At 63.1% G+C, this 23,014-nt stretch carries 22 protein-coding genes; 11 read left to right on the top strand and 11 right to left on the bottom strand.

Translation table 11 applies throughout. The annotated features are described in order from the left end of the window. Positions 1 to 67 precede the first annotated feature (67 nt). From M8997_RS21530 to pssA, 4 genes are all read left to right on the top strand, one after another. Entirely contained in the window at positions 68 to 406 is a 339-nt protein-coding gene (locus tag M8997_RS21530; protein ID WP_250014446.1) for a helix-turn-helix transcriptional regulator, read from the top strand. Beyond that, a complete protein-coding gene (locus tag M8997_RS21525; protein ID WP_371929627.1) occupies positions 406 to 2,292 on the top strand; it encodes an ABC transporter ATP-binding protein/permease in 1,887 nt (628 codons plus the stop codon). The genes M8997_RS21530 and M8997_RS21525 overlap by 1 nt, the downstream gene beginning before the upstream one ends. Positions 2,293 to 2,392: 100 nt before the next feature. After that, positions 2,393 to 3,091, top strand: coding sequence for a phosphatidylserine decarboxylase (locus M8997_RS21520; RefSeq protein WP_250014444.1), 699 nt, complete (start codon positions 2,393 to 2,395; stop codon positions 3,089 to 3,091). A 10-nt stretch (positions 3,092 to 3,101) separates the two neighbouring features. Further along, complete coding sequence (gene pssA / locus M8997_RS21515) at positions 3,102 to 3,947, top strand: CDP-diacylglycerol--serine O-phosphatidyltransferase (RefSeq protein ID WP_250014442.1); 846 nt, start codon at positions 3,102 to 3,104, stop codon at positions 3,945 to 3,947. 436 nt (positions 3,948 to 4,383) lie between these two features. Here pssA and M8997_RS21510 read toward each other — a convergent pair whose 3' ends face one another. From M8997_RS21510 to rpsF, 11 genes are all read right to left on the bottom strand, one after another. Next, the gene (locus M8997_RS21510) at positions 4,384 to 5,136 is read right to left on the bottom strand and encodes an SDR family NAD(P)-dependent oxidoreductase (protein ID WP_250014440.1); all 753 of its coding nucleotides are present in this window, start codon (positions 5,134 to 5,136) and stop codon (positions 4,384 to 4,386) included. Positions 5,137 to 5,146: 10 nt separating this feature from the next. Further along, the gene (purF, locus tag M8997_RS21505; protein ID WP_250015401.1) at positions 5,147 to 6,607 is read right to left on the bottom strand and encodes an amidophosphoribosyltransferase; all 1,461 of its coding nucleotides are present in this window, start codon (positions 6,605 to 6,607) and stop codon (positions 5,147 to 5,149) included. 118 nt (positions 6,608 to 6,725) lie between these two features. Continuing rightward, positions 6,726 to 7,316: a CvpA family protein gene (locus tag M8997_RS21500; protein ID WP_250014438.1), complete on the bottom strand. Its 591-nt coding sequence runs from the start codon at positions 7,314 to 7,316 to the stop codon at positions 6,726 to 6,728. A 46-nt stretch (positions 7,317 to 7,362) separates the two neighbouring features. After that, on the bottom strand, positions 7,363 to 8,763 hold the full coding sequence (gene radA, locus M8997_RS21495) for a DNA repair protein RadA (protein ID WP_250014436.1): 1,401 nt from the start codon (positions 8,761 to 8,763) through the stop codon (positions 7,363 to 7,365). After that, complete coding sequence (gene alr, locus M8997_RS21490; RefSeq protein WP_250015400.1) at positions 8,763 to 9,902, bottom strand: alanine racemase; 1,140 nt, start codon at positions 9,900 to 9,902, stop codon at positions 8,763 to 8,765. Before alr ends, radA begins: the two co-directional genes overlap by 1 nt. A gap of 28 nt (positions 9,903 to 9,930) precedes the next feature. Continuing rightward, on the bottom strand, positions 9,931 to 11,424 hold the full coding sequence (locus M8997_RS21485; RefSeq protein ID WP_250014434.1) for a replicative DNA helicase: 1,494 nt from the start codon (positions 11,422 to 11,424) through the stop codon (positions 9,931 to 9,933). A gap of 780 nt (positions 11,425 to 12,204) precedes the next feature. Next, the gene (locus M8997_RS21480) at positions 12,205 to 13,485 is read right to left on the bottom strand and encodes a cyclopropane-fatty-acyl-phospholipid synthase family protein (protein ID WP_250018305.1); all 1,281 of its coding nucleotides are present in this window, start codon (positions 13,483 to 13,485) and stop codon (positions 12,205 to 12,207) included. A 257-nt stretch (positions 13,486 to 13,742) separates the two neighbouring features. After that, positions 13,743 to 14,312, bottom strand: a complete 570-nt coding sequence (gene rplI / locus M8997_RS21475; RefSeq protein ID WP_250018304.1) for a 50S ribosomal protein L9 — start codon at positions 14,310 to 14,312, stop codon at positions 13,743 to 13,745. 25 nt (positions 14,313 to 14,337) lie between these two features. Beyond that, entirely contained in the window at positions 14,338 to 15,309 is a 972-nt protein-coding gene (locus tag M8997_RS21470; protein WP_250018323.1) for a DUF2232 domain-containing protein, read from the bottom strand. A 134-nt stretch (positions 15,310 to 15,443) separates the two neighbouring features. Beyond that, the gene (gene rpsR / locus M8997_RS21465; RefSeq protein WP_008128538.1) at positions 15,444 to 15,692 is read right to left on the bottom strand and encodes a 30S ribosomal protein S18; all 249 of its coding nucleotides are present in this window, start codon (positions 15,690 to 15,692) and stop codon (positions 15,444 to 15,446) included. Then, entirely contained in the window at positions 15,692 to 16,126 is a 435-nt protein-coding gene (gene rpsF, locus M8997_RS21460; RefSeq protein ID WP_250018303.1) for a 30S ribosomal protein S6, read from the bottom strand. The genes rpsR and rpsF overlap by 1 nt, the downstream gene beginning before the upstream one ends. Before the next feature lie 380 nt (positions 16,127 to 16,506). Here rpsF and fabD point away from each other — a divergent pair, with 380 nt between their 5' ends. The 7 genes from fabD to gmk all read left to right on the top strand — a co-directional run bounded on the left by fabD (position 16,507) and on the right by gmk (position 23,004). Further along, positions 16,507 to 17,445, top strand: coding sequence for an ACP S-malonyltransferase (gene fabD, locus M8997_RS21455; protein ID WP_250018302.1), 939 nt, complete (start codon positions 16,507 to 16,509; stop codon positions 17,443 to 17,445). A 17-nt stretch (positions 17,446 to 17,462) separates the two neighbouring features. Next, a complete protein-coding gene (gene fabG / locus M8997_RS21450) occupies positions 17,463 to 18,200 on the top strand; it encodes a 3-oxoacyl-[acyl-carrier-protein] reductase (RefSeq protein WP_250018301.1) in 738 nt (245 codons plus the stop codon). A 282-nt stretch (positions 18,201 to 18,482) separates the two neighbouring features. After that, positions 18,483 to 18,719 carry an acyl carrier protein gene (locus M8997_RS21445; protein WP_091880344.1) on the top strand — a complete coding sequence of 79 codons (237 nt, stop codon included), beginning with the start codon at positions 18,483 to 18,485 and terminating at the stop codon, positions 18,717 to 18,719. Between the two features lie 107 nt (positions 18,720 to 18,826). After that, the gene (fabF, locus tag M8997_RS21440) at positions 18,827 to 20,089 is read left to right on the top strand and encodes a beta-ketoacyl-ACP synthase II (RefSeq protein ID WP_250018300.1); all 1,263 of its coding nucleotides are present in this window, start codon (positions 18,827 to 18,829) and stop codon (positions 20,087 to 20,089) included. A 131-nt stretch (positions 20,090 to 20,220) separates the two neighbouring features. Further along, the gene (gene mltG / locus M8997_RS21435) at positions 20,221 to 21,399 is read left to right on the top strand and encodes an endolytic transglycosylase MltG (RefSeq protein ID WP_250018322.1); all 1,179 of its coding nucleotides are present in this window, start codon (positions 20,221 to 20,223) and stop codon (positions 21,397 to 21,399) included. Between the two features lie 58 nt (positions 21,400 to 21,457). Further along, positions 21,458 to 22,345 carry a YicC/YloC family endoribonuclease gene (locus M8997_RS21430; protein ID WP_250018299.1) on the top strand — a complete coding sequence of 296 codons (888 nt, stop codon included), beginning with the start codon at positions 21,458 to 21,460 and terminating at the stop codon, positions 22,343 to 22,345. 2 nt (positions 22,346 to 22,347) lie between these two features. Next, the gene (gene gmk, locus M8997_RS21425; protein ID WP_371929626.1) at positions 22,348 to 23,004 is read left to right on the top strand and encodes a guanylate kinase; all 657 of its coding nucleotides are present in this window, start codon (positions 22,348 to 22,350) and stop codon (positions 23,002 to 23,004) included. The last annotated feature ends 10 nt before the right edge of the window (positions 23,005 to 23,014 follow it).

The following is a 23,014-nucleotide window of genomic DNA, read 5'->3' as shown; positions in this document are numbered from 1 at the left end:
ATTAATCGTTTATCGCCGATGGACGATGCAATGTCCCCGGCACGACCAACATGAAGCGGATCGCAATATGGCGCGGCTCCTGGCTGCGCTGGCGCATCCTGCCCGCCTCAACATCATCCGCCAGCTTTCCTGCCAGGATTCCTCCTGCTGCAAGGATATCGTTGCCGGGCTCGACCTGGCGCAATCCACCGTATCGCAGCATCTGAAGGTGCTGATGGAGGCCGGGCTGGTCCAGCTCCAGCAGTCCGGCCAATGTTCCTGGTACAGCCTGCGCCCGGAAACCTTTGCCGATGCGGCAGCCGCCGTGGCCGGCATGGCCGAACTCTGCTGCAGCCGTTCATCGTCGCCAGTAGCCCATGCGGCGCGGCCCGCCATCGAACGCATACAAGTCCTTGAGGATCGATAGTGCCTGAGAAAACCGTATCCGCCGAGTCTGGAAAGACACTCCAGACGATCCGCAACCTATGGCCCTATATGTGGCCGCAGGAGCGTCCCGACCTGCAGATGCGGGTGGTCTGGGCCTCGGTCTATCTCGTCGTCTCCAAGATAGTCCTCATCCTCGTTCCCTATTTCTTCAAATGGGCCACCGACGCGCTGAACGGCAGGTTCGAGGCTTCCGAGATGGTGCCGGTATTGTTCGTCGGCCCGCTCATGCTGATCGCCGCCTACAATGTCGCGCGTATCGTCCAGGCCGGCCTGAACCAGCTGCGCGATGCGCTGTTTGCCCGCGTCGGGCAATATGCGGTGCGCAAGCTCGCCTACAGGACCTTCGTCCACATGCACCAGCTGTCGCTGCGCTTCCATGTGGAGCGGCGCACCGGCGGCCTGTCGCGCATCATCGAGCGCGGCACCAAGGGCATCGAGACGATCGTGCGCTTCACCATCCTCAACACGGCGCCGACGGTGATCGAATTCCTCCTCACCGCCATCATCTTCGCCGTCACCTATGGCTGGACCTATGTGGCGGTCGTGGTGGTGACGGTCTGGCTCTATACATGGTTCACCGTCCGCGCCAGCGACTGGCGCATCGGCATCCGCCGCGACATGAACGAATCCGATACCGACGCCAATTCCAAGGCAATCGACTCGCTGCTGAACTTCGAGACGGTGAAATATTTCGGCAATGAGGCGATGGAAGCCAGGCGCTTCGACAGCGCCATGGCGCGCTACGAGATTTCCGCGACGCGCATATGGACATCGCTCGGCTGGCTGAACTTCGGCCAGGCGGTGATCTTCGGCGCGGGCATGGCGGTCATGATGATCATGTCGGGCAGGGAGGTCCTCGCCGGAACGCAGACCATCGGCGATTTCGTCTTCATCAACGCCATGTTGATGCAGCTTTCCATTCCGCTCAATTTCATCGGCTTCATCTATCGCGAGGTGCGCCAGGGGCTGACCGACATCGAACAGATGTTCGACCTGCTCGATGTGAGGCAGGAGGTCGAGGACAAGCCGGATGCGAAGCCGCTGGCGATCGCCCGCGGCGCCGTGCGCTTCGACGATGTGCGCTTCGCCTATGACGAGAAGCGCCCGATCCTCAAGGGCGTGACCTTCGACGTGCCCGCCGGCAAGACCGTCGCCATCGTCGGCCCGTCCGGCGCCGGCAAATCGACGCTGTCGCGCCTGCTGTTCCGCTTCTACGACATCCAGGGCGGGTCGATCAGCGTCGACGGCCAGGACATCCGCGACGTCACGCAGGAGAGCCTCCGCGCCGCCATCGGCATGGTGCCGCAGGATACGGTGCTGTTCAACGACAGCATCGCCTACAACATCCGCTATGGCCGCGTCAGCGCCACCGAGGACGAAATCCGCAATGCCGCCGAACTCGCGCAGATATCGGGTTTCATCGAGACGCTGCCGGAGGGCTATCAGTCCATGGTCGGCGAACGCGGCCTGAAGCTTTCAGGCGGCGAGAAGCAGCGCGTCGCCATCGCCCGGACCATCCTCAAGGCGCCGCCCATCCTCATCCTCGACGAGGCGACGTCGGCGCTGGACAGCGCCACCGAGCACGAGATCCAGGCGGCTCTCGATCTCGTCAGCCGCGACCGCACCACGCTCGTCATCGCGCACCGGCTGTCGACCATCATCGGCGCCGACGAGATCATCGTCCTCAAGGACGGCGTGATCGCCGAGCGCGGCACCCATGCGAAGCTCCTGAGGAGCAAGGGGCTCTATGCTTCCATGTGGAACCGCCAGCGCGAGGCGACGGAGGCGGAGGAGCGTCTGCGCCGCGTGCAGGAACAAGACGATCTCGGTGTCGTTGTCCGTGGAAAGCCGGCAATGCCGGCGTGAATGGTTTGCTAGAGGCGGCATTCTCCGATAAGAACGCGCGACCTGTTGAAAAACGCTGGCCGTTCCACGACATGGATGCTTCGCAACCGGGAAGAACTGCATGACCCTTATCGACACTATCCGTAACACTTTTGTGCCGATCCACCGCGAAGGCTATCCGTTCATTGCCGGCTTTGCCGCCGCGACGCTGGTCCTCGGTTATTTCTGGGGGCCGCTGTTCTGGATCGGGCTGATCCTCACCGCCTGGTGCACCTATTTCTACCGCGATCCGCAGCGCGTCACGCCGACCGACGACAAATTCGTCATCAGCCCGGCCGATGGCGTCGTCTCCGCTGTCGGTCCGGCCATCCCGCCGCGCGAGCTTGGGCTCGGCGAGGGCGAGATGACGCGTATTTCCGTGTTCATGAACGTGTTTTCCTGCCATATCAACCGCGCCCCGGTGCGCGGGCGCGTGACGACCATTGTGCACAGGCCGGGCAAGTTCCTCAATGCCGATCTCGACAAGGCGAGCTCCGAGAACGAGCGCAACGGCCTCGTCATCGACAGTCCCCATGGCACGATCGCCGTGGTGCAGATCGCCGGGCTCGTCGCACGGCGCATCGTCTGCTGGGTCGATGAGGATATCGCGCTGTCGGTCGGCGAGCGCTTCGGCCTCATCCGGTTCGGCTCGCGCCTCGACGTCTACCTGCCGGAGGGCTTTTCGCCGCGCGTTGCCGTTGGCCAGACGGCTGTCGGCGGCGAATCCGTGATCGCCGAATTCGGCGGCACGCCGAATGCGCCGCTCGTGCGGGTAAGCTGAGGCGGTGGTTATGGTAAAGCCCGGCAACGACACGGAAAGCGATCCGCTCTTCGGCGAAAAGCGGCGAAGGGCCCGCACGCGCATCCCTATGCGCTATCTGCTGCCGAACGTCATCACCGTATTGGCGATCTGCGCCGGGCTGACGGGCATCAGGCTGGCCTTCGAGAACCGATTCGAGCTCGCCGTCTCCATGGTGCTGCTTGCGGCATTTCTCGATGGCGTCGACGGGCGCATCGCCAGAATGATGAAGGGCTCGTCGAAATTCGGCGCGCAGATGGATTCGCTCGCCGACATCGTCAATTTCGGCGTCGCTCCCGCGCTGGTCCTCTACGCCTATATGCTCGACCAGGCGCGGTCCTTCGGCTGGATCGCGGCGCTGCTCTACTGCATCGCCTGCTGCCTGCGCCTGGCAAGGTTCAACGTCATGCTCGACGTCACCGACAAGCCCGTCTGGCAGGGCAATTTCTTCACCGGCGTTCCGGCGCCGGCCGGCGCGCTGCTGGTGATGCTGCCGGTCTATCTCGGCTTTCTCGGCATGGCGCCGACGCGCAGCATCGCCTTTGCCGCTGCCGCCTATACGGTGCTGGTGGCCGTGCTGATGATCAGCCGCCTGCCGGTCTATAGCGGCAAGTCCGCCAGCCTGCGGCTGCGCTCGGAATGGGTGATGCCGACATTTCTCTTCATCGTCGGCTATGTCGCCTTCCTGATGAGCTATACCTGGGAAACGCTGACCCTGACGACGATCGCCTTCTTCCTGCTGCTGCCGCTGAGCTACAGGGCCTGGCGGCGCTACGAGGCGGCGGACGCCGCCGCGCTCGCGGCAAAGGACGCCCCCGGCACCGACGCGGTTTCCTGACGACGGCGTTCAGCTCCCAACCTTCCTGCAATCAATCCAATTTCCCTCATCCTGAGCTTGTCGAAGGGCCCAGCAACGTTCGTGCAAGCCTTTTTTTGATCGCATCAAGATAGTGCGTGCTTCGACAGGCTCAGCATGAGGGTGATGGAGCTCTGCATGAGAGAGACGGAGCTCAGCATGAGCGAGGTGGCAGGGCGGTAGTTCGGAGAGGTTTCAAACTTCAGCTCCCAACCTTCCTGCAATCAATCCAATTTCCCTCATCCTGAGCTTGTCGAAGGACGCAGCAACGTTCGTGCAATCCCTTTTTAGGGAGCTGCATCAATACAGTGCGTGCTTCGAAAGGCTCGGCATGAGGGTGGTGGAGCTCTGCATGAGGAGGCAGCATGAGGGGTGTAGGCTCAGCTTGAGAGACAAACCCACCATGAGGAAGGCGAACTCAGCCCGGCTCGTTATAGTCCAGCAGCTTGCCCTGGCGCACATTGTAGAGCTTGCCCGTATCGTCGATGCGCGGGTCGCAAAGCAGGGCGATCTTCGCCGCCACCTCGGCTGCGGTCGGCAGCGTGTCGGGGTCTTCGCCCGGAAATGCCTGGGCGCGCATGGCGGTGCGCGTGCCGCCGGGATCGACGGAGTTCACCCGCAGGCGCGTCTGTTTGCTCTCTTCGGCCCAGCTGCGCGCCAGAACCTCGATGGCGGCCTTGGAGGCGGCGTAGGCGGCCCAGAAGGCGCGCGCCGAATGGGCGACGCTCGACGACAGCACCATGGCGCGGCCGGCTTCCGACTGGCGGAGCAGGGGATCGGTGGTGCGGATGAGGCGCCAGACGCTGTTCACATTGACCGACATGACCTTCTCGAAGACTTTCGCCTCGATATGGCCGATCGGCGAGATGGTGCCGAGGACGCCGGCATTGGCGATCATGATGTCGAGCTTGCCCCAGCGCTCATGGATCGAGCCGCCCAGCCTGTCGATGGCGGGCAGGTCGGTGACGTCGAGCGGCACCAGCGTCGCCGAACCGCCGGCGGACTGGATCTCGTCGTCGAGCTCTTCGAGGCCGCCGACCGTGCGGGCGACGGCGATGACGTGGGCGCCGCGCGCCGCAAGGTCCTTCGCCAGGAAATAGCCGATGCCACGGGATGCCCCGGTGACAAGCGCAAGCTTGCCATCCAGGCGGAAACTGCCGTCAGAGATCATTATGCCGTACTCAACCCTTGTTTGCGAGAAGCGAGAACTGGCGCACATTGCTGGCGCCGTCCTTGTCCAGGAGGCGGGTGGGGTAATCGCCGGTGAAATAATGGTCGGTGAAGAGCGGGTTTGCCGCATCGCGCGGCTCGCCGCTGACCGCCCTGTAGAGACCGTCGATCGAAAGGAAGGCGAGGGAATCGGCGCCGATATAGTCGCACATCGACTGGAGGTCGGCATATTGATTGGCCAGCAGCTTGTCGGCGTCCGGCGTATCGATGCCGTAGAAATCCGGATGGTAGATCATCGGGCTTGCGACGCGGATATGCACTTCGCGCGCGCCCGCATCGCGGATCATCTGCACGATCTTGACCGAAGTCGTGCCGCGCACGATGGAATCGTCGACCAGCACCACGCGCTTGCCCTCGATCACCGCACGATTGGCCGAATGTTTCAGCTTGACGCCGAAGGCGCGGATCGATTGCGTCGGCTCGATGAAGGTGCGCCCGACATAATGGTTGCGGATGATGCCGAGCTCGAAGGGAATGCCGCTCGCCTGGGCAAAGCCGATGGCCGCCGGCGTTCCGCCATCGGGAACAGGCACGACCACATCCGCTTCCAGCGGCGCCTCGTTGGCGAGGATCTTGCCCATGTTCTTGCGCGCCGCATAGACGTTGCGGCCGCCGACGACGGAGTCGGGACGGGCGAAATAGACATATTCGAACAGGCACAGCCGCTCGCGCCGCGGATTTTGCGGCTTGTAGGTGTCGATGCTGATCGAGCCATCCGGCTGGATTTCGCAGACGACGACTTCGCCATTCTCGATATCGCGGACGAACTTGGCGCCGATTATATCGAGCGCGCAGGTCTCGGAGGCGAAGATCGGCTTGCCGTCGAGGTCGCCCATGACCAGCGGGCGAATGCCGATCGGATCGCGCGCGGCGATCAGCTTGGTGCGGGTGAGGGCGAGCATGGCATAGCCGCCCTCCATCTGCCGGATCGCATCGATGAAACGATCGCTGGAAGAGGCCTGGCGCGAGCGGGCGATGAGATGCAGCACCACTTCCGTATCGGAATTGGACTGGCAGATGGCGCCATCGGCGATCAATTGCCGGCGCAGCGTCAATCCATTGGTGAAATTGCCGTTATGGGCGATGGCGATGCCGCCGACTTCGAGCTCCGCCAGCAGCGGCTGCACATTGCGCAGCACCGTGTCGCCGGTGGTCGAATAGCGCACATGGCCGATCGCCATGTTGCCCGGCAACTGCGCCAGCGTCGCCGGATTGGTGTAATGGTCGCCGACGAGGCCCATGCGGCGTTCCGAGCAGAACTGACGGCCATCATAGGAGACGATGCCGGCCGCCTCCTGTCCGCGATGCTGCAGCGCGTGAAGGCCGAGCGCCGTCAGCGTTGCCGCATCGGGATGCCCCAAAATGCCAAACACACCGCACTCTTCGTGCAGTGTGTCGTCATCCAGGGACATCAATTGATTGTCGTCACGTGAAATGTCGGTCATCGCCGCCAGCCTTTCGCCGCAGAGTCAATTGTGTCTGTTTGCTATTATGCCACACTATATGAGGTCTTTCCACGAAAAGACCAAGTTACTGGTTTGTCGCACCTTCCGGCGGGATGTCTTCCTTCGGCTCCGGCTCGGTGGTGCTGTCGGGCGCCGCATCCGTCGCCGCGCCGGGCTTCAGCCGCTGGATCGTCGCTTCCGGATCCTCCGGCAGCAGCGCCACGAGCTTGGCGCCGAGCGAATCGATCATCGGCTTGGATTTTGCCTCCGCCACCCATGCCGGCTGGTTGTCCGTGACCAGCCAGTTGAAGAACAGCATGGCCACGACGACGAGCAGGATGCCGCGCGCCGCCCCGAAGAGAAAGCCGAGCGTGCGGTCCAGCGCGCCGATGCGGCTGTCGATGATGAAATCCGCGATCTTCATGGTGATGATGGAAACGATGATGAGCGTCACGATGAAGACGAGCGCCGCCGCCGCGATCTGGGCGATGGTCTCATTGCTGATATAGCGCGTCAGGAACGGCACCACCGGCCTGAAGAACACATAGGCGGCGATGGCCGCGGCGGCCCACGAGACCACCGACAGGACCTCGCGCGAGAAGCCCCGCACCATTGCGAGCACCGCGGAAACGAGGGTGATGCCCAGCAGAATTCCGTCCAGCAACGTTATCGGCATTTGTTTCAATCCCCCAAAGTTCAAATCGGACCGGCACCGGGGCCAGTCAGTCGTCGCGTTGTCTTTTTCCCGGTCCCGAGGCGGCGATCCGCGCGACAAGGTCCGGAAGAGAAGCGGTCTCGGTCAGCTGCGCATTGCCGTTCTTCGCAACATCATTGCTTCCCTTGGGCAGAACCGCCTGCTTGAAGCCGAGCTTTTCCGCCTCCTTGAGTCGCTGGACAGCATGCGCAACGGGGCGAACCGCACCGGACAGACTCACTTCGCCGAAATAGACGCAATCGGCGGGAAGGGCAATACCGGCAATCGACGAAACAAGCGCCGATGCAACGGCAAGATCGGCCGCGGGCTCGCTGATGCGGTAGCCGCCGGCCACGTTCAGGTAGACGTCGTGCTGGCCGAAGCGCACGCCGCAATGGGCTTCGAGCACCGCCAGGATCATCGAAAGCCGGTTGCCGTCCCAGCCGACGACGGCGCGGCGCGGCGTGCCGAGCGTCGAGGGAGCGACCAGCGCCTGGATCTCGACGAGGATGGGCCGCGTTCCCTCCATGCCGGCGAAAACGGCGGCGCCCGGCGATTTGTCGTTGCGCTCGCCGAGGAAAAGCTCCGATGGATTGGCGACTTCGCGCAGGCCCTTGTCCGACATTTCGAAGACGCCGATTTCGTCCGTCGGCCCGAACCTGTTCTTCACCGTGCGCAGGATGCGGTAATGATGGCCGCCTTCGCCCTCGAAATAGAGCACGGCATCGACCATGTGCTCGACGACGCGCGGCCCGGCGATCTGGCCTTCCTTGGTGACATGGCCGACGAGCACCACCGCCGCGCCGGTCTGCTTGGCATAGCGGATCATCGCCTGGGCGCCGGCGCGCACCTGCGTCACTGTGCCCGGCGCGGAATCCGCCCCGTCGGTCCACAGCGTCTGGATGGAATCGATGATGATGAGGTCGGGCCGCCTGGCGTCGGCAATGGTCGCCAATATGTCCTCGACATTGGTTTCGGCCGCCAGCTGCACATCCGTGTCGGCCGCATGCAGGCGTTGCGCCCGCAGGCGGATCTGCGCCACCGCCTCTTCGCCGGAGACATAGACGACCCGGTGCCCCTTGCGGGCCAATGCGGCCGCTGCCTGGGTCAGCAGGGTGGATTTGCCGATGCCCGGATCGCCGCCGACGAGCAGCGCCGAGCCGCGCACGAAGCCGCCGCCGGTCACCCGGTCGAGTTCGCCGATGCCGGACTGGATGCGCGGCGCATCCTCGATCTCGCCGGAGAGCGACGTCAGCGCCACCGCGCGGCCCTTGCGCGCCGAGACCCGGCCGGGCCCGCTGCCGATGCCGCCGGACGTGCCTTCCTCGACAAGCGTGTTCCACTCGCCGCATTCGTCGCATTTGCCGGCCCAGCGCGCATGCACCGCGCCGCAGTTCTGGCAGATGAACTGGATTCGCGTCTTCGCCATCAAGCCTCTTTCGCGCCGATATAGCGGCGGTGGTAGCGGTTGCCGAGGCTCGTCAGCAGTTCATAGCCGATCGTGCCGGCGGCCCGGGCCGCCTCGTCCAGCGGAATGTTCCGGCCGAACAATTCGATGAAATCCCCGGCGGCGACATGCTCCGGCGCAATGTCCGTGACGTCGAAGGAGGTGAGGTCCATGGTCACGCGGCCAAGCACCGGCACGCGCTGCCCGGCGATATGGCCCTGCGCGCCACCGCCGACGACCTGGCGCAGGGGCACGCCGCTGCCGGAAGCGGAGCGCAGATAGCCATCGGCATAGCCCACCGAGCAGATGGCGATGCGCGTGTCGCGTTCGAGCAGGGCCGTCGCGCCATATCCGGCGGTTTCGCCCTTGCGCGCCGACCGGACCTGGACGATGCGCGCCTCCAGCGTCACCACCGGGCGCATGGGATTGGCCGTGCCGGAAAGCGCCTCGCCGCCATAAAGCGCGATGCCCGGCCGCGTCAGTTCCTGCGCCGGGGAGCCTGCATGGAAGATGCCGGGCGAATTGGCGATGCTTGATTCGATGCCTTCGAAAAGCCCGCGAAGCTTTTGAAATGATTCGAATTGCCGGCGGGTGAGGCCATGGCCCTGTTCGTCCGCCGCCGCGAGATGGCTGAGAAGCAGGATTGGCTGCTGCCCGCCATCACGGGCGATGCTTTCCGCCTCCTCGACCGTCAGGCCGAGCCGGTTCATGCCCGTATCCACATGCAAGGCGTAAGCCAGCTTTTCGCGGCGATCGGCATTGGCACGGCGCCAGCCGGCGAGTTCCTCCAGCGAGCCGATCACCGGAATGAGGTCGGATTGCTCATAGACCGGGAAAGCCTCGGCGAAGAAGCCGTTGAGAACGAAGACCCGCGCATCCGGCGCCACCGCCTTGACGCGAAGACCCTCTTCGGCGAGCGCCACGAAGAAGCTGCGGCACCCGGCACGCCAGAGCGCCGGCACCACATGGACGATGCCGAGCCCATAGGCATCGGCCTTGACCACGGCGGCGGCGAGGGCCGGCTTCGACCTTTCGGCCAGCTGCCGCCAATTGGCGACCAGAGCGCCGAGGTCGATGGTCAGCCGTCCGCCTGCAAGCCGGGGATCGGCGCCGATGTCCATTATCTGCGATTGATGAAGGGGCAATTGGTCACTCGAACCGTTCAGGCAGGTGCGCGTCCTCGGCAAGGTCGGTGAAGCGCGTGAACTCGGCCTGGAAGGCGAGCCTGACCGTTCCCGTCGGGCCGTGGCGCTGCTTGGCGATGATGACTTCCGCCTTGCCCGCCGCGTCGCTGAGCTCGGCCTGCCATTTGAAATGCTCCTCGGTGCCGGCCTTCGGCTCCTTGTTCTTGATGTAGTACTCGTCGCGATAGACGAAGAGCACCACGTCGGCATCCTGCTCGATCGAACCCGATTCACGCAGGTCCGACAGCTGCGGATGCTTGTCCTCGCGGTTTTCCACCTGTCGCGACAGCTGGGAAAGCGCGATGATCGGCGTGTTCAGCTCCTTGCCGAGGGCCTTGAGGCCGGTGGTGATCTCGGTGATTTCCTGGACGCGGTTTTCCGAGGCCCGCTTGGACGAGCCCTGCATCAGCTGGATATAGTCGATGACCAGCACGTCGAGGCCGCGCTGGCGCTTGAGGCGGCGGGCGCGGGCGGCGAGCTGGGCGATGGATATGCCGCCGGTCTCGTCGATATAGAGCGGCACTTTCTGCATGTGCTGCGAACAGGCCACCAGCTTTTCGAAATCGGCCTCGCTGATCTCGCCGCGGCGGATCTTCGAGGAGCTGATTTCCGCCTGTTCCGAAATGATACGCGTGGCGAGCTGTTCCGACGACATTTCGAGCGAGAAGAAGCCGACGACGCCGCCGTTCCTGGCCTTGAACGTGCCGTCCGCCTGCTGCTCCGGCTCATAGGCGGCGGCGATGTTGAAGGCGATGTTGGTGGCAAGCGAGGTCTTGCCCATGCCGGGGCGTCCCGCCAGCACGATGAGATCGGAAGGCTGCAGGCCGCCCATGCGCGCATCGAGGGCGCGGATGCCGGTGGAAATGCCCGACAGGTGCCCGTCGCGCATGAAGGCGGCATTGGCCATGTCGACGGCGGTCTTCACCGCATCGGTGAATGTCTGGAACCCGCCATCATAGCGCCCGGTCTCGGCCAGCTCGAACAGGCGCCGCTCTGCATCCTCGATCTGCCCCTGCGGCGCGACGTCGACTGGCGCGTCATAGGCGACATTGACCATGTCCTCGCCGATGGTGATGAGGGCGCGCCGCGTCGCAAGATCATAGATGGCGCGGCCATAATCCTCGGCATTGATGATGGTGACCGCCTCTGCCGCCAGGCGCGCCAGATATTGCATCACCGTCATGTCGCCGATCCTGGCGTCCGCCGGCAGGAAGGTCTTGAGCGTGACCGGATTGGCCATCTTGCCCATGCGGATCATGTCCGACGAGACCTCGAAGATCTTGCGGTGCAGCGGCTCGTTGAAATGAGCGGGCTTCAGGAAGTCCGAAACGCGATAGAACGCATCATTATTGACGAGGATAGCCCCAAGCAGCGCCTGCTCGGCCTCGATATTGTTCGGCGCCTCGCGGTACAGCGTGTCGCGCCCTTCATTGATCTTGCGTATCGTCGCTTCAGCCATTTCGAATCCCGATCCTGTCCAGCTTCTGGAGTATGCAGATATGGCGGAGGTGTAAAACAAAACCGTAGCATGATTCTCGCTATCAACAGGCGGCGAAAATCGGGCTTGCAATTTTGATAAAGACGCCGGACCGCGCATTATTCGATGCAGCGTTCCAAAAAAGAGACTGCAGGAATGTTGCTGCGCCCTTCTACAGGCTCAGGATGAAAGAATTGGGTGTTTGGCGGGGGGATAATTCTGCGAGGTTTCAGATCATGGCTCCCTGCTTTTCTGCAATCAAATCAATCATCCTCATCCTGAGCCCCTCATGCTGAGCTTGTCGAAGCACGAAGCACGCACATCATTTATGCAACACACGTCCCCTCTGGTGGGATAAATGGAAACTTATCCCACCACTTTGAAACCGGGTTATTCTGTGCAGGTCCTTTCCAGTGGGGGAGCAGCTTCCGGAGCTGTTTCGACAAGCTGGGAAAGGGTGGCGTTGCCGGACAGTCGGAAGTGACAACCCCGATTGACCGGCAAACTGCAGAAGGAAACGGAGGTAGCGCTTCGTTTTCCGGGTTGTTGCGTCTGACAAGCGCAGGAACAGCAGGCAAAGACGTCGCGGGCGGTCTTCGGACCTCGACCCTGATACCTACTGACGCGCTGAAGACCGCCCGTCTCCCCCTTTTCAATGACCAGACGCGATTGCGCGGGCGTGGTGCGGATTTTCCGTATTCAACAGGTGTTGCAATCCACCGGAGAGAGTGGCAGCGGTAACCGCCACTCCCGTCATCGCCATCATCGGCCGGCGATGGATTCCTTCTGCCGGGTCTGGCTGTTGGCGGAGCTGCGCTCGCATTCGAGCCGCTTCAGCCGTTTCTCCTCGTGCTCGATATAATTTCGGGTGAGGGGCACGGCCTCCTGCCGGTGCGCCAGCTGGATCTGGAACACCATCAGGTTCTGCCAGCGGAAGGCCGATTCCGAGGCGGCGAGGTAGAATTCCCACATCCTGCAGAAGCGCTCGTCATAGATGGCCTTGGCCTTGTCGCGGTTGGCCATGAAGCGCTCGCGCCAGATGCGCAGCGTGTCGGCGTAATGCAGGCGCAGGATCTCGATATCGGTAACGACGAGCCCGGCCTTCTCGATATGGGGGATGACCTCCGACAGCGCCGGAATATAGCCGCCCGGGAAGATGTATTTCTGGATGAAGGCGTTGGTATAGGACGGACCGTCGGACCGGCCGATCGCATGCAGCACGAACACGCCGTCCTTCTTCAGCAGCCGCGCCGTATGCTGGAAATATTCGGCGAAATGGCCGACGCCGACATGTTCGAACATGCCGACGGAGACGATCCGGTCGAAACTGTCCTCGATGGTACGGTAGTCGCGCAGGTGGAACTGCGCGCTGGCCGATAGCCCTTCCTCGAAGGCGCGCTTGTTGGCGATGGCGTGCTGTTCCTGCGAGAGCGTCACGCCCGTCACATTGGCCTCGAGATGCCGGGCGAGATAGAGCCCGAGCCCGCCCCAGCCGCAGCCGATGTCGAGCGTCTTGTGGTCCTTGTGCACCAGGAGCTTGGCGGCGATGTGCCGCTTCTTGGCAAGCTGCGCCTCTTCCAGCGTCGCATCCGGGCGCTCGAAATAGGCGCAGGAATATTGCATGTCCGTATCGAGGAACAGGCGGTAGAGTTCTTCGGACAGGTCGTAATGGCGCTGCACATTGCTGGATGAACGGGTCAGGTTGTTCATCTGGTGCAGGCGGCGCGTTGCCCGGCGAATGCCTTCGAGCGCCACCATCCATGGCTCGCGGGCCACGGTGGCGCCGGTATTTTCGAACACGATCTTCAGTACGTCGTAAATATCGCCTTCAAGCACGTCGAGATCGCCATTCATGTAGGCTTCCGCGAATTGCAGGGAAGGGTCGAAGGCGATCTTGCGTTCGGCGACAGCGCTGTTCAGGCGAAAATGAACGAGCTGGCCACTGCCGTCGCCAAACTGGTTCTTCTTGCCGGAGGCATCGGTAACGGTCAGGTTGCCAGTGTGGATCATCCGCCGGAGCGCGGCTCGGAGTATGGAATTCATGAACAATCTCCATCATTGACGATAGAGCTCGGCCATAAAGAGACTCGAAATGAGGGAGTCTTGGTCGGGCATGGGTGACAGGAGGACTCACCAATCCGGTCGAAGGGATTAAGTTCCATCAGATGAAATGAGTCTGTCCTCAAAGAAATCTAGATCATTTTTTCATTCTGGAAAGCAAAAAAATACCCGGCATTGCTGCCGGGTACTTCCGTTTGGGTAAAAACAACTCTCGGAGTGCTTGAACTCCGAAATCTAGATCATGCGTTCTCTTCGCCTTCCTCGGCGTCGTCGAAATATTCGTCCGACAGCGGGGTCTCTTCGATGCCGTAGATGGCCTGTGCGGAGGTGAGGTCCTCACCCTTGACCTGGCGCTCTGCCTCGTCGGTGGTGCGGGCGATATTGATCGTCACGGTTGCCTCGACTTCCGGATGCAGCGAAAGAACGATCTTGTGCAGGCCGATCGTCTTGATCGGGTTGTTCAGCTCGACCTGGTTGCGGTTGAGCGAGAAACCGTCGGCGCTGATCAGCTCGGCGATGTCGCGGGTGGAAACCGAACCGTAGAGCTGGCCCGTCTCGCCGGCCGAACGGATGGCGATGAACGACTTGCCGTCGAGCTTGTCGGCAACGGCCTGGGCTTCGGTCTTGCGCTCGAGGTTGCGGGCTTCGAGCTGGGCGCGCTGGCCTTCGAACTTCTTCTTGTTGGCTTCGTTGGCGCGCAGCGCCTTGCCCTGCGGCAGAAGGAAGTTACGGGCGAAACCGTCCTTTACCTTTACCGTGTCGCCCATCTGGCCGAGGCGGCTGATGCGTTCGAGGAGAATGACTTCCATTGTGAGTTCCTTTCAGGTCTTGATTTCAATTGTCGTTGTTGGGTCTGGTGTCTTTCGAGGCCCTGGAAACCGGCGCGCTGCGCGAGGTGTCCAGCAATCCGGCGACGAAGAAGGGTATGAGCGCCAGGATGAAGAGCGAGGCCGCGAGATAGGCGAGCCACAGCGCCACGGGCCGCCATGGCTGCCCCCTGGTCCTGGCGTGGAGCATGGCGAAGCCGGCCATGGTGAAACCGGCGCCGAGAGCGCCGATGATCGCCATCGCCGCATGGCCGGTGCCGCCGGGCAGGAATGCGCCGGCACAGGCGACGGCGAAGATGATGAGCCCGGCGCGCGGCATGCGCAGCGCCCTCGGCCAGTCGTCGCGCGGCCGCCGCAGCCGGCCGGAGGCGGCCGTCAGGCGCAAGGCGAGATAGAGATTGGCGATGGTGAACAGCACCCACATGGCCGGGATGATCGCCGGGGCGACCCGCATCATGTAGCGGACGAGCTGTTCGATCGCCGCCGGATCGGGCGCGACCGAGGGATCGCTCGAGGCGGCGAAAGAGGTGAATTCCTGCAGCAGCCGCGGTGCCAGCGCATCGCCGAAGCCGATAAGCGCGCCGATGATGATGAAGCCGGCGGCAAGGATCAGCGCCACGCGCAGCAGCGTATCGGCCAGCGGATACCAGACATAGCTGTCCTTCGGCCCGCCGAGTTCGAGGGCGGGGCGCGCAAGGCCGGTGAAATAGGCGGCGGCAGCGGCGGGAAGCGCGGTCACGAGGATCGTCACCAGCGCGACGATGGGGGCGGTGACGAGCGAGATGATCGCGGCCATGGCGATGACGGCGACGACGCCGACGGACGTGCCCCAGCCGAGGGCGGCGACCATGATCGGCAATGGCGAGAACAGCATGAGGGTGGTCGCGAGCGGCGACTGGGCGATGATGCCGATCGTGAGCAGCGCGGCCGCGAGGCCCGCCAATACTCCAACGCCAATATCTCGTGCACCAGGGATCATTTTCACTCGCTGTCCTGCCATTCCGGCAGTTAGAGGCGCCAATGCCTCAACTTGGGTTTTCAGTCAGTTTGAATGTCCAGACCCGCGCCCATCGCGGATGGAACTGGCGGCGGATCGCTCCGCCGCCATGATGATTACTTTACGACGTAGGGCAGCAGGCCGAGGAAACGGGCGCGCTTGATTGCCTGGGCAAGTTCACGCTGCTTCTTCTGGCTTACCGCTGTGATACGCGAAGGAACGATCTTGCCGCGCTCGGAAATGTAGCGCGAAAGCAGCTTGACGTCCTTGTAGTCGATCTTCGGCGCATTGGCACCCGAGAACGGGCACGTCTTGCGGCGGCGATGGAACGGACGGCGGGTCGGGATCTGATTGATGTCAACCATTATTCTGCTGCTGCTCCTTCACCGGCTTCGTTTTCACGCGGGCGGCGCGGACGGCGCGGACGATCGTCCTCGCGGCCACCAAACCTCGTATCGTCGCGATCGCGGCGGTCGTCGCGGCGTGCGAGCATGGCCGACTGGCCTTCCTCGTGCTCGTCGACACGCACGGTCATGAAGCGCAGAACGTCTTCATTGATGCGCTGCTGGCGCTCGAGCTCGGCAATCGCTGCTGCGGGAGCAGTGATGTTGAGCAGCGAGTAATACGCCTTGCGGTTCTTGTTGATACGATAGGTGAGGGCCCGCAGACCCCAGCTTTCGATACGCCCGACTGTGCCGCCATTGGTCTCGATGATGCCCTTGTACTGTTCTACAAGCGCATCGACCTGCTGCTGCGAAATGTCCTGCCGGGCAAGGAACACATGTTCATAAAGAGCCATTTGTCTTTGCCTTTCTTCGTTGATATTGCGCGGGCCAGCGGTGAACCTCTGCGAATCTCTCAAGCCGCGGTGCGGCGAAGAAAGGACGCTGTGGAGACGATCGAGAGCGGAGACACGGGAGGCTGAAGCTTTTCGCTTCGACGGATTTTGGTCCGGCCCTCCGTTCAGCCCCCAGCTGACGCCGAGCAATGAACGGGCGCTCTATACGGGCAAATGGCCAAAGAAGCAAGCCGCGAACGGTTTTTTGTGTCCCGCCGGGGCTTTTACTTATAATGACGCAAATTTACCGCATGTCGTGCCGATGTATCAAGACTTGACTCTATGCTTGCCCATAGGCAAACCGCGCAGCACATTGAAATTCATTTCGGATGGAGACGACCATGTCCATTGCATTCACCTTTCCGGGCCAGGGAAGCCAGTCGGTCGGCATGGGCAAGGCGCTGGCCGACAGTTTTCCCGAGGCGCGCCGCGTCTTCGAGGAAGTGGACGAGGCGCTGGGTGAAAAGCTCTCCGCCATCATCTGGGACGGGCCGGAGGAAACGCTGACCCTGACCGCCAATGCGCAGCCGGCGCTGATGGCCGTATCCATCGCCGCCATCCGCGTTCTCGAAGCGAAGGGCGTCGCGCTGAAGGACAAGGTCTCCCATGTCGCCGGCCATTCGCTCGGCGAATATTCCGCGCTTTGCGCCGCCGGCACGTTCTCGCTTGCCGATACTGCGCGTCTCCTGCGCATAAGGGGCAATGCCATGCAGAAGGCGGTGCCGGCGGGCGAGGGCGCCATGGCCGCCATCATCGGCCTCGAACATGCCGATGTGCAGGCGGCCTGCGACGAGGCATCCGGCCAGGTGCAGATCGCCAATGACAATGGCGGCGGCCAGCTCGTCATCTCGGGCGCCAGGGCTGCCGTCGAGGCGGCGGCGGCGCTGGCATCGGCCAGGGGCGCCAAGCGCGCCATCATGCTGCCGGTTTCGGCGCCCTTCCATTCGGCGCTGATGCAGCCGGCGGCCGAGGCCATGCGCGAGGCGCTGGCCGGCGTTGCAAAGCATGATCCGGTGGTGCCGCTGATCGCCAATGTGCGCGCGGCGCCGGTCACCGATGCCGCCGAGATCGCCGGCCTGCTGGTCGAGCAGGTCACCGGCCAGGTGCGCTGGCGCGAAACCGTGGAATGGTTCGCCGCAAACGGCGTCACCACGCTCTACGAGATCGGCGCCGGCAAGGTGCTCACCGGCCTCGCCCGGCGCATCGACAAGGAGATTTCCGGTATCGCCGTCGGCTCGCCCGAAGATTTGGATGCGGCCATCGCCGCTTTGACAGCTTGAAACCATAGGGGAATGACATGTTTGACCTGACTGGCCGCAAGGCACTTATCACCGGCGCGACCGGCGGTATAGGCGAAGCCATCGCCCGCACATTGCATGCGCAGGGCGCCATTGTCGGCCTCCACGGCACCCGCGTGGAGAAGCTGGAATCCCTTGCCGCTGAACTCGGCGACCGCGTCAGGCTCTTCCCGGCCAATCTTTCCGACCGCGACGAGGTCAAGGCGTTGGGCGTGAAGGCGGAAGCCGACCTCGAAGGCGTCGATATCCTCGTCAACAATGCCGGCATCACCAAGGACGGGCTGTTCGTGCGCATGAGCGACGATGATTGGGACAATGTGCTCGAGGTCAACCTCACGGCCGTGTTCCGCCTGACCCGCGAACTGACGCATCCGATGATGCGCCGCCGCTATGGCCGCATCGTCAACATCACCTCGGTGGTCGGCGTGACCGGCAATCCGGGCCAGACCAACTACGTCGCCTCCAAGGCCGGCCTCATCGGTTTCTCCAAGTCGCTGGCGCAGGAAATCGCCAGCCGCAACGTGACGGTGAACTGCGTCGCTCCGGGCTTCATCGAATCAGCCATGACCGACAAGCTGAACGACAAGCAGAAGGAAACGATCATGGGCGCCATTCCGATGCGCCGCATGGGCACCGGCGAGGAGGTCGCGTCCTCCGTCGCCTATCTTGCCAGCAACGAGGCCTCATACGTCACCGGCCAGACCATCCACGTCAATGGCGGCATGGCCATGATCTGATCGCCGCGATCCGATGATACGAGCCGGCGGCGGCATCGCCGTCGGACTTCCGGCAGGCAATGCTATTTATGCGATTGAGGCCGCGAACAAAGCGTGATAAGTCGCGCACCAGTTCGGGCGATACAAAACGATTGAAAGCCCGTCGAATTCCGCAAGGAATAAGCCGCAGGGGTTGGTGTTTTAGCTGTTAAACAGCGCGGAACTACCATCTTATTGCTTGATTAGAGTCATCCGTGCCGCTAACCAAGGCGTAGGGAAAAACAAACAGGTTGAGGTTTCCACATGAGTGATACTGCAGAACGCGTCAAGAAAATCGTCATTGAGCATCTGGGCGTTGATGCCGAGAAAGTCACCGATGGTGCGAGCTTCATCGACGATCTGGGCGCAGACAGCCTGGATACCGTCGAGCTCGTGATGGCATTTGAAGAAGAATTCGGCGTTGAGATTCCGGACGATGCTGCCGAGACGATTTTGACTGTCGGCGATGCCGTCAAGTTCATCGACAAGGCATCTGCCTGATCTCTTGGACGCCTGGCAGGACATGAAGGGAGAACGGGTACAGGCCTTTCTCCTCCATGTGCATGACCGGATACAATCATGTTGCATATGACAATTAAGGATCGGCCATGAGGCGTGTTGTCATAACCGGCCTTGGGCTGGTTTCTCCTCTTGCATCGGGTGTCGAGCTTTCCTGGACCCGGCTTCTGGCCGGACAGAGCGGGGCGCGGCGGATCACCGAATTCGAGGTGGAGGATCTTCCCTGCAAGATCGCCTGCCGCATTCCGGTGGGCGATGGCACCGACGGCACGTTCAATCCAGACGAGTGGATGGAGCCGAAGGAGCAGCGCAAGGTCGATCCCTTCATTGTCTATGCCATGGCTGCCGCCGACCAGGCGCTGGCCGATGCGAAATGGGCGCCCGAGAGCGACGAGGACCAGATCCGCACGGGCGTGCTGATCGGTTCGGGCATTGGCGGCCTCGAAGGCATTGTCGAGGCGGGCTATACCCTGCGCGACAAGGGCCCGCGCCGCATTTCGCCATTCTTCATTCCGGGACGCCTGATCAACCTTGCCTCGGGCCAGGTTTCCATCAAGCACAAGCTGCGCGGCCCCAACCATTCCGTCGTTACCGCCTGCTCCACCGGCGCGCACGCCATTGGCGATGCGGCCCGCCTGATCGCCTTTGGCGATGCGGACGTCATGGTGGCCGGCGGCACGGAATCGCCCGTCAGCCGCATTTCGCTGGCCGGCTTTGCCGCCTGCAAGGCGCTGTCCACCGAACGCAATGACGATCCGACCGCCGCTTCGCGTCCCTATGACGAGGATCGCGACGGCTTCGTCATGGGCGAGGGCGCCGGCATCGTCATCCTCGAAGACCTCGACCACGCGCTGGCGCGCGGCGCGAAGATCTATGCCGAGATCATCGGCTACGGCCTGTCCGGCGATGCCTATCACATCACCGCGCCGTCCGAGAGCGGCGAGGGCGCGCAGCGCTCCATGGAAATGGCGCTGAAGCGCGCCGGCATCCGGCCGGAAGATGTCGACTACATCAATTCGCACGGCACCTCGACCATGGCCGACGTGATCGAGCTTGCCGCTGTCGAGCGCGTCGTCGGCGATGCCGCCTCGAAGATATCCATGTCTTCGACGAAATCGTCGATCGGCCATCTTCTGGGTGCGGCGGGATCGACCGAGGCCATTTTCTGCGCGCTTGCCATCCGCGACAATATCGCTCCGGCGACGCTCAATCTCGACAAGCCGTCGAAGGAGACGAAGATCGATCTCGTGCCGCACAAGCCGCGCGAGCGCAAGATCGATATCGCGCTGTCGAATTCATTTGGATTTGGCGGCACGAACGCTTCGCTGGTAATGAGGCGTTATCCACAGTAACGGGAGTATGACGGAGACGTTTACACGCGTTTTTGCCATAATCGCGGGCGATTCTCCCCTATCGGAGTATCGTTCGCCCATGCTCTAACATCCGAGGTGCCTGCGTGAGTTCAGATCAGCAGTCTGGAGAGATGAACGGTTCGGCCGGCACGCCGGAACGCAAGCTGATTGTGCCGCAATCGGCATCCGAGGCGCTGCGGCCCGAGCCGGGTACGCCACCGCCGCCGAAGCGCCGTTCGCGCCGGGCGCGCAGCCAGATCGTCGTCTTCGCCAATTTCATGCTGTCGCTGGTCGTGCTCGCCGTCATCGCGGCTGCGGCCGTCGTCTATTTCGGCAAGGTGTCGTTCAATGCGGCGGGCCCGCTCGACGTGGCGACGAATTATGTCGTGCGCAGCGGCACCGGCATCATGGAGATCGCCGACGGGCTGGAGCGGCGCGGCATCATCAGCGACGCGCGCGTGTTCCGCTACGGCGTCCAGAGCTACGGCCACCAGGGCGATCTGAAGGCGGGCGAATACGAGATCAAGCCGCATGCCTCGATGCGCGACATCATGGACCTGTTGCGCAGCGGCCGTTCGGTGCTGCATTCGCTGACGGTCCCCGAAGGCCTCACCGTCGAGCAGATATTCCAGCGCATCCGCGAGGATGACGTGCTGACCGGCGACCTGCCGGCCATCATGCCGCCGGAGGGTTCGCTGTTCGCCAATACGATGCGGTTTTCGCGCGGCACGACCCGCGAGGAGATCGTCAAGAAGATGCAGGCCGACCAGAAGAAGCTGGTCGAGGACATATGGGAGCGGCGCGACCGCGACCTTCCGATCAAGACCATCGAGGAATTCGTCACGCTGGCCTCCATCGTCGAGAAGGAAACCGGCAAGGCCGATGAGCGGCCGCGCGTCGCCGCCGTCTTCATCAACCGGCTGAACAAGCGCATGCGGCTGCAGTCGGACCCGACCATTCTCTATGGACTGTTCGGCGGCAAGGGCCGGCCGGCGGACCGGCCGATCCTGAAGTCCGACCTGGAGAAGCCGACGCCCTATAACACCTATACGATCAACGGCCTGCCTCCGGGCCCGATCGCCAATCCGGGGCGCGACGCGCTCGAGGCGGTGGCCCATCCCTCGCAGACGAAGGAACTCTATTTCGTCGCCGATGGCACGGGCGGCCATGTCTTTGCCGAGACGCTCAACGATCATAACGAGAATGTGCGGCGCTGGCGCCAGGTCGAGAAGAACCGGCTGGACGAGGCCGCGAAGGCGGCGACCGGGGACGAGAATGCCGTGCCGGTCGATGGGGCGGTCGGTAACTGATTTTCGAGGGGATCTGCGGCCGGACGGTTTGCGGCGGGCCGAGTTCTGAGGGGGATGGATGTCATTGCAGAGCATGACGGGTTTTGCCCGTCACCTCCGGACCGTTGCCGGAGCGCAGATGTCGTGGGAGATCAAGTCGGTCAACGGCAAGGCGCTGGACGTGCGTTTTCGCCTGCCGCCCGGTTTCGAGGGCATCGAGCAGAAGGCGCGGGCGCTTTTCGGCCAGCATTTCAAGCGCGGCAATTTCCAGGCGGGGCTGACGATCGAGGGGCGCGGCGATGCCGGGCGTCCCATCGTCAACGAGCCGCTGCTGCGCGAACTCGCCGCCATCGCCGAGCGGCTGCGCGAGGAGCATAATCTCGCGCGTCCGACGCCGGAGGGGCTGATGGGGCTGCGCGGCGTGCTCGAAGCGCCGCAGAACGTGCCGGAACCCAAGGAACAGGCCGAACTCGAAAGCGCCGCGCTCGTCGTGCTCGGCGAGGCGCTGGAACTGCTGGCGCAGACGCGCCGCGCCGAGGGCCGGGCTCTCGGTACCATTCTCGGTGGGCAGGTCGATGCGGTGGAAGCGCTGGTGGCGCGGGCGAAGCTCGATCCGAGCCGTTCCATCGAGGCGATAAAGGCAAGGCTCGCGGCGCAGGTGACGCTGCTGCTCGACGCCGCGCCGGCCCTCGATGCCGACCGCCTGCACATGGAGGCGGCATTCCTCGCCACCAAGGCCGATATCCAGGAAGAGCTCGACCGGCTGGAAATGCACGTGGCGGCGGCGCGTGCGCTGCTGGACGACGGCAATGGCGTCGGCCGCAAGCTGGATTTCCTGACGCAGGAATTCAACCGCGAGGCCAATACGCTGTGTTCGAAGGCGAATGCCGCTTCCATCACCTCCATCGGACTTGACCTGAAGGCGGCCGTCGATCAACTGCGCGAGCAAGTACAGAATCTGGAGTAATCATGCCCAACGCAACAAATCTGATCAAAAGGCGCGGTTTGATGCTCGTGCTGTCGTCGCCGTCGGGCGCGGGGAAATCCACCATTGCGCGGCTGTTGCTGAACGACAAGGAAAAGCTCGAACTGGCGCTGTCGATCAGCGTGACCACCCGCCCGCGCCGCCCCAGCGAGATCGACGGCGTGCACTATCATTTCATCACCATCCGCGAGTTCGAGCGCCTGCGCGACAGCGACGAACTGATCGAATGGGCCGAAGTCCACGGCAATTTCTACGGTACGCCGCGCCAGGCGGCGGAGAATGCGCTGGCCGACGGGCAGGACATGCTGTTCGACATCGACTGGCAGGGCGCGCTGCAATTGCAGGAGAAGATGAAGGGCGACGTGGTGAGCATCTTCATCCTGCCGCCATCCATGGCCGCGCTGAAGCAACGCCTGCATCGCCGCGCCGAGGATACGGAAGAGGTCATCGAGACCCGGCTGCGCAATGCGCGCAACGAGATCGAGCGCTGGCGCTCCTATGATTATGTTCTCGTCAATGACGATCTCGACCGCGCCTATCACCAGGTCCAGTCGATCGTCACCGCCGAGCGCCTGCGCCGCGATCGCTCGCCCGGCCTGTTCGATTTCGTCAATACGCTGCTGGACGAACAGCTGGATTGAAGTCCCGCTT

Source organism: Phyllobacterium sp. 21LDTY02-6, assembly GCF_023554255.2.
Taxonomy (GTDB): Bacteria; Pseudomonadota; Alphaproteobacteria; order Rhizobiales; family Rhizobiaceae; genus Phyllobacterium.
This window is presented reverse-complemented; position numbering and strand designations above follow the sequence as displayed.